This is a genomic window from Nostoc sp. LEGE 12454 (assembly GCF_056620565.1).
The window spans coordinates 93,194-104,432 of the sequence record NZ_JBWQXL010000022.1; the positions used below are offsets into that span (position 1 = coordinate 93,194).

Consider the following 11,239-nt stretch of genomic DNA (forward strand, 5'->3'; position numbering starts at 1 on the left):
TGGGGGCGATCGCTCCACAGCCAAAATTATTGACAGTAAGTTCATCGATCTTCCTCGTTAAAATTTTTTTCTTTTGATTTTTTGTCCTTTGTCCTTTGTCATTTGTGTTGACAAAGAACAAAGAAAATTACGCGATTTACAAATACGTCATAATGTGTTTCAGCTTGCAAGATTCAATAGGACTTGATGTTGTTATTTGTCAACAATCAATACATAAGTCCTATTACTTGTTCAAAATAGCGCCCTTCATATTTGTGACGCGATCTAGTGCAGCTTTGGTGTCTTCTGCTGACACTCCACGCACAGCCATTGCTTCACCGAGATGCTTGGCGATCGCATCGAAGTGTGGTTGCTGTAGGTTCATTCCAGCGTGGGTTTTGTCCATTGGACGACCGCCGTATTGCTTTGGCCCCTCAAATATTTGACCTAAGAAAGCAACTAGATGATTGCGTTGCTTCGCCATGTCTGTACCAGCAAAAATGGGGCTGAGGAGGCTGTCTGCGGCAATGCGTTTGTGGAGTTCATCTACTACTTGTTCAATAGCTGGTTGTCCACCAATGTTGTCGTACAATGTGCTCATATCCTGTTCCTTTGAAGCGAGTTGGATGATGAAATTTGCAAGTAGGCACTTAATCTTTTTGCCTATATGCTGTTAGCCGTGATAGCTAATTTAGCTATCGGTTGTCGGTAGGATTGAAGCATTGATGTGGAGACAATTATATGGTTCAAATCCTACTTTCTGTTCCTGGCTGAATGCATATTAGAGCGTATTTGTAGAATACGTTAAGTCCTACAGCAATTCCTAAACTGCTTCGACTACAAGGCTCTTGCTGACACGATCTTGTAATCTGGCTTCGATCGCAATTTTCAGAGTTGCTGTACTACTAGAACAGGAACCGCAAGCACCTTGCAGTACAACTTTAACGCGATCGCCTTCTACATCATAGAGTTCTACATCTCCCCCGTCTGCAATGAGTACGGGTCTGACTTCTTCATCAAGAACCTTTTGAATTAGAGCAATCTTTTGGACGTTTGTTAGCGCTCGTTCCTTAGATGTAACAATTTCTGTGGCAACTTGTACGCCGTAATTGTTGAGAGCAGGTGAGGCGTATTCCTGTTGAACTGATCTAATAATATCATCAATGTTCGCCAGACAGGAACCGCATCCGCCACCAGCTTTCACATAATTTGTTACTTGTTCGGCATCCGTGAGATGATTTTCTAGAATCACGCGACGAATCTTAGACTCGCTGATGCCAAAGCAACTGCAAACTAATGCACCTTCATCATCATCATCGTGGGTAGCTAGAGGAATGCCACGATAATTATAGATAGCGGCTTCTAGCGCTTCTTGTCCCATGACAGAGCAGTGCATCTTTGCTTCTGGCAAACCACCCAGGTAATCTGCAATGTCTTTATTGGACACTTTCAAAGCTTCATCTAAAGTTAAACCTTTGACCATTTCGGTTAATGCACTAGAAGATGCGATCGCACTAGTACAACCAAAGGTTTGAAACCGAGCATCTAGAATCTTATCAGATTCTACTTCTACTTTCAGGTGCAATCTCAGAGCATCGCCGCAAGCAATACTGCCGATTTCACCCGTTGCAACCTTAACTCCAGCTTCGCCCGTTTCTTCAATTTCTCCCTGATTTTTGGGATCGTAAAACAGTTCTAATACTTTATCGGTGTAGTCCCACATATTATTAAGTGTTGAGTGCTGAGTTATGAGTTATGAGTGGGGGGATTGGGGAAGGGGTAATGGGGAAGGGGGAAGGGGAAAAATCATTCCTTTACCCTTTACCCTTTACCCTTTAACCTTTAACCTTTTTTCCCAGTCCCTAACGATGCGCTAGTGCTTGTTCTTGTCCTTGCAACCAACTTGCGTCATCATTTTTGAAGGGTGAGAGGGCGCGTAAACGTTCTACAATGCTGGGCATTACCTCTATTACTCGATCGATTTCGGCTTCTGTGGTGTAGCGACAAAGACTGAAGCGAATTGAACCGTGCAAAGTTGTGTAGGGTAAGCCCATTGCCCGCAGGACGTGGGAAGGTTCCAGAGAACCGGAGGTACAAGCAGAACCGGATGATGCACAGATACCGTATTTGTTCAATAACAGTAGAATTGCTTCACCTTCGATGTACTTGAAGCCGATATTGGTTGTGTTTGGCAATCTCTGCGTAACGTCACCGTTAACTACACAATCGGGGATTTTAGCTAGTAAAGTTTGTTCGAGGCGATCGCGCAGCTTTCTTTCTCTGGCGATCGATTCCTCTAAGTGTAACATTTCTAGTTCCGCAGCTTTGCCCAAGGCGATAATTGCTGGAACATTCTCAGTTCCCGCCCTACGTCCGCGTTCTTGGTGTCCCCCAAGAATGAAGGGACGGAACCGAACTCCGCGCCGAATATATAAAGCACCAATTCCTTTCGGCCCGTGCAGCTTGTGACCAGACAGGGTTAACATATCCACGGTGCTAGTCTTCATATTTAAGGGGATTTTTCCCACTGCTTGCACTGCATCTACATGGAAGATAGCGCCAGATTCTTTGACGCGCAACCCAATTTGCTCAATCGGGAAAACCGTGCCGGTTTCGTTATTAGCATACATAATTGTCACCAGGGCGGTGTTACCCGTCAAGGAAGCTTCTAGTTCATCTAGATCGAGCTGCCCTTGATTATTTACTGATAGATAGGTAACACTATAACCTTGGGTTTCTAATTGTTTGCAGACATTCAGTACTGCGGGATGTTCTACTTGAGTAGTGACGATATGTCGCTTTTCTGGTTGCGCCAACAGTGCGGCTCGAATTGCGGCGTTATCTCCCTCAGTTCCACAACTTGTGTAGACAATTTCTGACTCATCGGCTCCCAGGATGGCTGCAAGTTGTTCTCTTGCTGTTCTCACTGCTTTACCGACTTGCCCACCAAAGGTATGCATACTGGAGGGATTGCCGTAATAATCTGTGAGGTAAGGTAACATTACCTCTATAACTTCTGGGTCTACCTTAGTGGTAGCATTATTATCGAGATAGATGCAGTTATTTTGCATTGTTGTCTTCAATTAAGAATTACGAATTATTTAATTAAGCTTCAGAACCCACTGATTGGGATTGACGCTTTTGCAACTGCTCAGAGTATTTTTGGGAATAGCTTTGAAACCAACGTTCCCAGTAATCTTGTTTATTTGTTAATTTAGCGACTACACGGTTGTAATTGGTAAACCAGCCTTCCCAGTAATCGCTAGGCTGCTTAATGCAACCGTCGCAGGTGGGACAACCAGCTTTACACTGAGGCACGGTATGAATGCTACCAATACAGTTTGTACAAAGTTCAGGGTCAATCCAGTGCTGTCCGTCAACCACTTTAACTGCATTTGTGGGACATACCGTTAGACAGAGATTGCAGGAAATACACTGGCTAGTAAGAATTTTGTAAGCCATGATTTATTCTCCTTTTTTGGGAATGGGGCAGTGGGCATTGGGCATTGAGGATTGGCTTTAGGGGAGGGCATTAGGGATATACTTCTTATCCCATGCCCCATGCCCTATGCCCCATGCCCTATTCGTTATTCCCTAATTCTTTAACGTATTGCTCGTAGAACTCCAAAGCAACCTTTTCAATCACGTCGTAAGCTTCAATAGTCTTGATTCCAGCTTCTTGCAATTTTTCTTGAGGACAGTTACCAATCTTGGAGACTAGAACTGCTTTGCAATCTGCGATCGCTTTCATAATATGCTCAAAGGAAGCTTCTTCGCCGTATCCACCTTGGCAGTATTGGTCAATTTTGCGATGGCTGACAAAGCGAACTTCATCTCCACCCACTTCGTAAATTTGGAATTCTTTCGCATGACCGAAGTGTTGGTTAACCAATCCGCCGCCTTTGGTTGCTACTGCAACTAGGACTTTCGGACTGTTGGCAAATTTCTTGCCGGCAAGCGCCTTATCTTTGGCTACTTTCAGTTCTTCTTTAAATTTCTCAATCCCGTCATGAACTTCTTGACGTTTCTCCATGTCATAATCTGGAGTCATTTCCAAGAATTTCTCTTTAGAAAATTCTTGGCTGCGGTCTTCTCCCAACAATCCGACTGCATCGGCGCGGCACTGGCGACAGTGGCGCATCATTTTCATGTTACCGGAGCAGTTGTCTTGAACTTCTTTGAGTTCTTTGGGTGTGGGGCCGCGTTGACCGATTAAACCGAAGTGTGTGCCATGTTCTGGTGCAGAAATCAATGGCATGATGTTGTGCAAGAATGCACCTTTCTCACGAATGACTCGATTCACTTCGACTAAGTGATGGTCATTAATTCCAGGAATCATCACTGAGTTAACTTTGCACAAGATATCAGCATCTTTCAGGGCTTGCAATCCTTCCATCTGTCTTTCGTGGAGGATTTTCGCACCTTCAAGACCTCTATAACGCTTGCGTCTGTAGTGAACCCAAGGATAAATCTGAGCACCGATCTCTGGATCTACCATGTTAATGGTGATCGTCACGTGATCTATATTTAATTGTTTAATGCGATCGATGTAGTCGGGCAGCATTAAACCATTGGTTGATAAACACAGCTTGATGTCTGGTGCTTGTTCTGCAATCAACTCAAATGTGCGGAAAGTCTTATCTGGGTTCGCCAGAGGGTCGCCAGGGCCGGCAATTCCCACAACTGTCATTTGGGGAATCTTGCCGCCAATGACCAAAGCTTTGTGTGCTGCTTGTTCTGGTGTTAGCAATTCGCTAACTACTCCAGGACGGCTTTCGTTAGCGCAGTCATATTTGCGGTTGCAATAGTTGCATTGGATGTTGCAAGCTGGTGCAACTGCAACGTGCATCCGGGCGTAGTGGTGATGAGCGTCTTCGCTGTAGCAGGGATGTTTCGCAATACGTTCTTCGAGCTTTTCGTCCCTTTCCACGGTGGCGCTACTCGGGCTGTCGCAGCCGCAACCACCTGATTTTGCTTGGGTTGGCGATTCCGTAGCGTTGGAGTTGAGGAGTCGTGTAGACGGTGATGTCATTTAGTTTCGCAAAAGGTCGGTGGACTTGGCTGCCACTGTGGGAGATGCCGTTGCTACTCTTTCATGCCCAGAATTGAAGTCGCGTCTTCCACACTGCCTGCAAACCTTTGGGTGAGGGCGACTTGTTTTCAAGTCAGGCAGGCGATAGGTATCTGATGTTCGGCTGGTGTGTGTCAACGTTCGGTTCTTGGGTAGAATTTGTGCTTACAGCCGCGACTTCTCTTCACTTCAGGCATGGTGCTATGTCATCCCTCCACTCACCCTTCGCTTTGTTTTGTTTCAGAGCGTTAGGTGATTGGCGATATAAGATTTATAGCAGCCGTCTCCCAGCCAGATGTTGCGTCTCTCTAGGATAGAATTTATTGGATTTATTACATTTGTACTCAAATACCAAAAACCCTAATTCTTCAAGCATTACAAGAATTAAAAAAGTTTTTTTCAGGTAGGGGTTCTAGTCTTTTTTGGTTGGGGTTCTAGTGTTTATAGATGGGGGTTCAGGATTTCTTTGTACTCAGCCACAACCCAATCCCAGCAAAGAATTTAATCTAATTGCAACTTGGATTTTGGTTATTTAAATGTGTACTCAGATTGCCCTCAATTTGCGTCAGAAGCAATAAATGCCAGGGGTTTGAGGGTGAAAAACTGGAGTAATCTATATTGTTTTACTCCAGAAACGTGCGAAATTCAATTCTGTATCTAACATATCATTTTTTTGAGGGTAAAAATGCACTTCATATTCTTTTAATTTTTCTTTGAGAATGATGTTCAATTATGTCTTTAAGCCTTATCTGGCAAGCCCTATGAGTTAGTGGGAATAGACGTGTTGCTGCACATAATTTTCAAAAAACTTAACTTTTAACCCCTTTTTTTTCATTCCCACAATGAGGAGATGGGTAGGAAACTCTCAGGTTTTGTGTTTGAGAGAAACAACAAACTATAATCTAACATGATTGAGCGATCGCAATGAATTTTCTGAATTGCTCACTACAAACCTTAACAAAAAACCCCATTCCCAACACGGCAAGGGGCAAAATTTAAAATATTTCTTCTTATAGGAGAGAGGTTTTCCAGATACCGCTCTTTGTTGCTGATACTATTTAGCTACAATCAAACCAAGCGTGAAAAAATCTTAAGTTATGATAGCCATTTCCCAACAGCCGCTAAAAATGACCGTTGAGGAATATCTGGAATGGGAACCTCAGCAAGACCTTCGCTACGAATATGCCAATGGCGAAGTGTTTGCGATGACAGGCGGTACAATTCCCCATAATGACATTGCACTAAATCTCTACAGACCTTTGTACCCTCATTTGCGTTCCAGGGGTTGTGGAGTGAATGTGTCAGATGTGAAAATGCAACTCACTGCCCAGAGTCGCTACTATTATCCTGATGTTATTGTCAGTTGCGACCCTGAAGACCTTAATGCCCGCAACTTTATTCAACATCCCAAGCTGATTGCCGAAGTTCTTTCACCAGGTACAAGCGCGAAAGATCGGGGTGAAAAATTTACTTATTATCTGACAATCCCCAGTTTGCAAGAATATATCTTGATTGACTCAGAACAAATCTCCGTCGAACGTTACTGTCGGGGTGAAGGTAGGATGTGGCTTTACTATCCCTACACGGGTGGAGATATCGTCACTTTATCGAGCATTGAATTTGAGTGTCCAATTGAATTGCTGTATGAAGGTGTTGTATTTACCACCGAAGAATAAAGAGAATGTTCTGTATTAACTTTTAAAGAACGATGTCTACGACGGGCTGCGCCTACGCACCTTAAGCAACTGCATAGCCTGTGTAGGGTCTTAACTCCGGTGGACGAAACCCCAGAACAATATGTTCTTTAGGAATTCCAGCCCGTTCTAAATCGGCGGCAATGCCTTCTTCCGTGCCATCCCGTTGAATCCAGATTTTGCCATTAATCAGGTCAATATGAACCAGACAGCCATGAATGCGGCGATCGCCATCCCAACCTATATCCATCCACAAATAGCGATCGCGGTTTCGATCAAACACCACTTCTGATTGAATATTGGCATAAGAATAGGGTAGTGAAGCATATTCAGTGAGGATAGTTTCAATCACCTGGCGATAGTGGTCTAACTTGGTATAATCCATTGTTTAATGACCTCCTGTTTTGGATCGAATGTAATCAGCTTTAAACGATGATTTCTCAGTAACAGTTTGCCGATAGGTTCTTCAAATAAATCATCAAAAACACTGTTAGGTACTGCAAGATATAGTACTCGCTCTGGCTCCAATTCAATCAATATATCCTGATATAAAATATACTGACCCAATGCTTTTTCTAAATCATCAACATCCGATCTCCCAGTAAAACTTTTAATCTCAACTGCAATTTTGGATTCTGCTTTTTCCGCCGCCAACAGATAAAGGTCTCTAGCATGATATTTTTATTTTAGGAAATCGCTACACTAGATTTATCAGGAAAAACAGGCTGTCTGAGTTCATTCAGCAAAAGATGGTAGCAGGAGGAATGCGATGAAAGCAGTGGTTATCCATAGGTATGGCGGCGCTGAAGTGTTGCAGTATGAAGATGTGGAACAGCCGAAAATTGATTCAACGCAGTTACTTGTGAAAGTTCGTGCTAGTAGCGTTAATCCCATTGATTGGAAAATTCGCCAAGGGATGTTGAGTTTGATTACCGGCAGCAAATTTCCGAAGATTCTGGGGTTTGATGTGGCGGGAGATGTGGTAGCCGTTGGCTCTGGTGTCACCCGTTTTAAACCAGGAGATGCTATTTACGGCAGTACTAGCTTTCCTGGAGGAGGTTATGCCGAATTTGCAGCTGTTCCAGAAAGTGTGGTGGTTCTCAAACCAACGAACTTATCTTATGAAGAAGCTGCGGCTGTGCCTTTAGCAGCACTCACGGCTCTGCAAGCACTGCGAAGCTATTTTCAGAAATAGACCATGCGATAGGGATACAGCAATGCTCTGCCCTGACAACAGATGTAGTTCAGATATATGAAAATTGCTGTAAAGTATTAAATCCAAAATCCAAAATTTAAAATCAAAAATTCGGTGAGTGGTGCTACTTGACCTCTATAAACGAGATGATATTATCAAGACCATTTTCAAGGAATTTATAATCACCACCAGTATAGTCACGGCATAAACCACCAGTTTCATGTTGGCATACACGTACCCCTGTACCCGGTGGTACACTTAATGAACTAATACTGTCATTACCAACAATATTTAAGTCACCTCGGTTGGCTTTGTATACTCCTGGAGTCGTAGGAAAAGACTGGGAAATTCCACCAAAGTTAGGGTCTTTGTAAACTTTAACCTGTTGTGACGGCGTGGGCGTGTAGGAGAGCTTATAGATGCTGCCGCTGTAGTCATCCGAAATTAACAAATTACCTTGCCGATCTACTGCCATATCCACAGGTCGCCCCCAGGTTTCTTGCGTTGCTGGAACTACCCAATTGGTGACTAAATCTATCTCCTGTCCTGGGGTCTTTGTCGTACTGTTCCAGGGAAAGTAAGCTATTTTGTAGCCCGTTTTCTTTTGCCGATTCCATGAACCATGCAGCCCTGCCACTACTCCATTTGAGTATAGGCTGGGAAAGTTGGTATTTTGTAAGAATGTTAGTCCCAAGGGAGCGGAATGGGCTTGGATACCTTTGCTAATCCTGTCCATTGCATTGCAATTAACACTTCCGTTAGCATTGAACTGATAGTCGCGGTCAAATGGCATATTGTTAAGGCCGTTTGACGTGTCAGGATTGGGATTGCAGAATGGCCAACCGTAGTTACCGCCATCTCGAACTTTCGTGAACTCCTCTGGTGGGTGGTTGTCTACATAGGAGGGGATAATCTTGCCGTAATTGCCACTGCTATCGTTGAAAGGATAGGCGATGTTATCTCGATTATTAACGACTACCCAAAGATCGTTTGTACCAGGTAAGAATGCTAACCCTTCGGCATTACGTAAACCTTGGGCAAAAAGCCGCTGATTGGTTCCATTAGCGTTGTACTGGTAAATTGCACCACGCTTTGGAGTACTGACGGTATCTTCCTTACAAGCATTGCATGTAGAGGCGATCGACACGTACAGTTTGTGGTTGGCATCAAGTGCGATATTTTTCAGTTCGTGACCATAAGCGCCTTTGAGTTCCCGTGTGCTGCTGTCTGGTAAGCCAACTACAACGATTTGACGGTTTTTTGCGATTAAGTCTCCAGAGTTGTAGATGAAGCGGTTAATTTGATGACTCTCAGATATATAAACGTATGTGGTGTTGTCAATTTTGTGAAACACAATGTCGTGTGGTTTGCGTAGACCCGTTACGAAGTCAGAAATAATCGGGTCTTTGCTGCCATTTGGACGGACAATTAACACTTTACCAGAACTGGGCTGTGATACTAGAAGATCCCCATTGGGAGCAACTGCCATAAAGCGAGCTTTGTTAATGCGAGCATAAACAGAGATGGAGAAATTGGGCGGCACTTTCAAGTAACGGGTAGTATTAAAGGGCCAAGAAGTCATTGTACTAGGCACTTTCAGCTTGGTTTCAACAGACGCAGGGGGCGGTTGGCCGATCGCTGCGGTGCTAAGAACCTCTAAGGACATCAAACTAATTAGTGATGCAGATAGTATACGTCCGAGCATCTGTGTTGGTTTTAGAGTAAATGCAACCATTTTTATCCTCCCTCTACCTTGGTAGCGATATATATTACACATAATTCTTGGCTAGCCGATTTAACCGAGAATTTGAACAAAGTTAACTCAGGAGTATTATTTTTTTGAAACACTTAAAATATCTTTATCTACTGCTATTTTTTCTAACTCATCAAAAAATGGGCGAACCGATAAAAAAGGCAGAGCGATCGCTCTTGTCAACTAAAATATTCCTCAAGCTAGCCTCGAAACCATTAGAGTGTCTTAACAGCCTTCCTTCTCGGTCAAAAAGCCAAGTTTGTGTTTGCAAAACCCAAGGCTGAAGACTTGGTTTTTCTCAAATAGTGGTAATTGATTGCACGTATCCCTTGGTATAACTAGCGGCGGCTCATAGTTGTAGCGAAAGTGAGCATGCTATGGGGGAAATTGCGTTGGCGCAGCCCGTCGTAGACATCGCATCTCAAAACTTAAGTAAATGGATTAAGTATGGCAATACCGCATCCCTCGAAGTCCTTTGTATTTCTTGTTACTAATGTGATTTGGTGAATTTCGGCGGTTGCGGCAATGATTATGTCCGCTTGAGTGCGAGGTTTTCCTTGAGTTTGTAAGTATCCTCTTAATTCACCCGCACGTTTAGCAATTTCTGAGCTGACAGGGATTAGTTGACAGTAAGTTAGCAAAAAATTATCAAGCCACGTTTGAATCCTGTGATTGGGTTTTGCTGATAAGCCATAGCAAATTTCTTCCAATGTAATAGCACTCAGAAAAATTGATGAGATGCTTTTACTCCAGGCAATGACTCCAGGATTGGGTAATGGACGAGCTAATTCACTGATAATGTTAGTATCGCAGAGAAAGCTCATACTATTCCTCAGCAAATGGGATATGGCGATCGCCACATCGTGGAGGAGTTTCTAAAATGTAATTTTCTTCAGCACAGAGTTGACGTAGTTCGACAAAAGCATCTGCGAGGGAAGAGACTTTTTGTTGCTGATGCCAAGCAAGGAAATCTTGGAAAAGTTTAGGTTCTACGATCGCAGCAACTAATTTGTCTTGATTGAAGATTAATTGAGGTTCTGATGCAATAGCATCAATCACCTCTGGCAGTTTTTGTTGTGCTTCGTCAAGTTTCCAGTTCATTTGTTTTAAAAGTTTGACTGCTAATTATAACCTAGCGTAACTTATACCCATTCTCTATTCCGGTATCACCAGAGAATGGCTGTATTGGTACGATCTCTCAGGAAAACGCTATCCTATGCCGCAAGAGAGAATTCAAAGTTTCGCAGAGAAATTGCGTAGGCGTAGACATCGTAGTTTCCAATTAATCTGAAAAACCAACGCCAAACCTAACCCCCTAAGCTGCTTCCCGACGCGGGAAGGGGGAAAATTCAAAGTCTCTCTCCTTTTAGGAGAGAGATTTAGAGAGAGGTTTTCCAAATTCCCTGAAATCTGGAAACATTAGACCTCTTGCAAAAGTCGCTCAGGAAGATTTTATTTTGGGGAGACAAAGCTCATAATTGTAGAGAGCAGCAATCAGATTAAACCTTAAACTAAATCTTTTTCGGCGATTTCTATAAGTAAGGGAC

At 43.4% G+C, this 11,239-nt stretch carries 12 protein-coding genes and 1 pseudogene; 2 read left to right on the forward strand and 11 right to left on the reverse strand.

Going from position 1 to position 11,239, the window contains the following annotated elements; all coding sequences use genetic code 11:
- Positions 1–223 precede the first annotated feature (223 nt).
- The 6 genes from AC1F2U_RS21850 to AC1F2U_RS21875 form a co-directional block, all read right to left on the reverse strand.
- Positions 224–580: a globin domain-containing protein gene (locus AC1F2U_RS21850; RefSeq protein WP_094327393.1), complete on the reverse strand. Its 357-nt coding sequence runs from the start codon at positions 578–580 to the stop codon at positions 224–226.
- Positions 581–802: 222 nt separating this feature from the next.
- Complete coding sequence (nifU, locus tag AC1F2U_RS21855) at positions 803–1,702, reverse strand: Fe-S cluster assembly protein NifU (RefSeq protein ID WP_069073113.1); 900 nt, start codon at positions 1,700–1,702, stop codon at positions 803–805.
- Between the two features lie 139 nt (positions 1,703–1,841).
- The gene (gene nifS, locus AC1F2U_RS21860; RefSeq protein WP_480262977.1) at positions 1,842–3,050 is read right to left on the reverse strand and encodes a cysteine desulfurase NifS; all 1,209 of its coding nucleotides are present in this window, start codon (positions 3,048–3,050) and stop codon (positions 1,842–1,844) included.
- Positions 3,051–3,084: 34 nt separating this feature from the next.
- Complete coding sequence (locus AC1F2U_RS21865) at positions 3,085–3,441, reverse strand: 4Fe-4S binding protein (RefSeq protein ID WP_334843529.1); 357 nt, start codon at positions 3,439–3,441, stop codon at positions 3,085–3,087.
- A 118-nt stretch (positions 3,442–3,559) separates the two neighbouring features.
- The gene (gene nifB, locus AC1F2U_RS21870; protein WP_480262978.1) at positions 3,560–5,011 is read right to left on the reverse strand and encodes a nitrogenase cofactor biosynthesis protein NifB; all 1,452 of its coding nucleotides are present in this window, start codon (positions 5,009–5,011) and stop codon (positions 3,560–3,562) included.
- Positions 5,012–5,188, reverse strand: a complete 177-nt coding sequence (locus AC1F2U_RS21875) for a hypothetical protein (RefSeq protein WP_480262979.1) — start codon at positions 5,186–5,188, stop codon at positions 5,012–5,014.
- A 959-nt stretch (positions 5,189–6,147) separates the two neighbouring features.
- Here AC1F2U_RS21875 and AC1F2U_RS21880 point away from each other — a divergent pair.
- The gene (locus AC1F2U_RS21880) at positions 6,148–6,726 is read left to right on the forward strand and encodes a Uma2 family endonuclease (RefSeq protein WP_480262980.1); all 579 of its coding nucleotides are present in this window, start codon (positions 6,148–6,150) and stop codon (positions 6,724–6,726) included.
- Between the two features lie 61 nt (positions 6,727–6,787).
- On the opposite strand, the gene AC1F2U_RS21885 is transcribed toward AC1F2U_RS21880, so the two are convergent.
- Both AC1F2U_RS21885 and AC1F2U_RS21890 read right to left on the reverse strand, forming a co-directional pair.
- Entirely contained in the window at positions 6,788–7,129 is a 342-nt protein-coding gene (locus AC1F2U_RS21885; RefSeq protein WP_480262981.1) for an element excision factor XisI family protein, read from the reverse strand.
- Complete coding sequence (locus AC1F2U_RS21890; RefSeq protein ID WP_480262982.1) at positions 7,111–7,398, reverse strand: element excision factor XisH family protein; 288 nt, start codon at positions 7,396–7,398, stop codon at positions 7,111–7,113. Before AC1F2U_RS21890 ends, AC1F2U_RS21885 begins: the two co-directional genes overlap by 19 nt.
- 115 nt (positions 7,399–7,513) lie before the next feature.
- Between AC1F2U_RS21890 and AC1F2U_RS21895 the strand changes: the two are divergent.
- Positions 7,514–7,921 (forward strand): annotated as a pseudogene (locus tag AC1F2U_RS21895) (NADP-dependent oxidoreductase); the annotation flags it as partial.
- A gap of 142 nt (positions 7,922–8,063) precedes the next feature.
- Here the strand turns inward: AC1F2U_RS21895 and AC1F2U_RS21900 are convergent.
- The 3 genes from AC1F2U_RS21900 to AC1F2U_RS21910 all read right to left on the reverse strand — a co-directional run bounded on the left by AC1F2U_RS21900 (position 8,064) and on the right by AC1F2U_RS21910 (position 10,793).
- On the reverse strand, positions 8,064–9,674 hold the full coding sequence (locus tag AC1F2U_RS21900) for a PQQ-dependent sugar dehydrogenase (RefSeq protein WP_480262983.1): 1,611 nt from the start codon (positions 9,672–9,674) through the stop codon (positions 8,064–8,066).
- Between the two features lie 446 nt (positions 9,675–10,120).
- Entirely contained in the window at positions 10,121–10,516 is a 396-nt protein-coding gene (locus tag AC1F2U_RS21905) for a PIN domain-containing protein (RefSeq protein ID WP_480262984.1), read from the reverse strand.
- A 1-nt stretch (position 10,517) separates the two neighbouring features.
- Complete coding sequence (locus tag AC1F2U_RS21910) at positions 10,518–10,793, reverse strand: prevent-host-death protein (RefSeq protein WP_480262985.1); 276 nt, start codon at positions 10,791–10,793, stop codon at positions 10,518–10,520.
- Positions 10,794–11,239 lie beyond the last annotated feature (446 nt).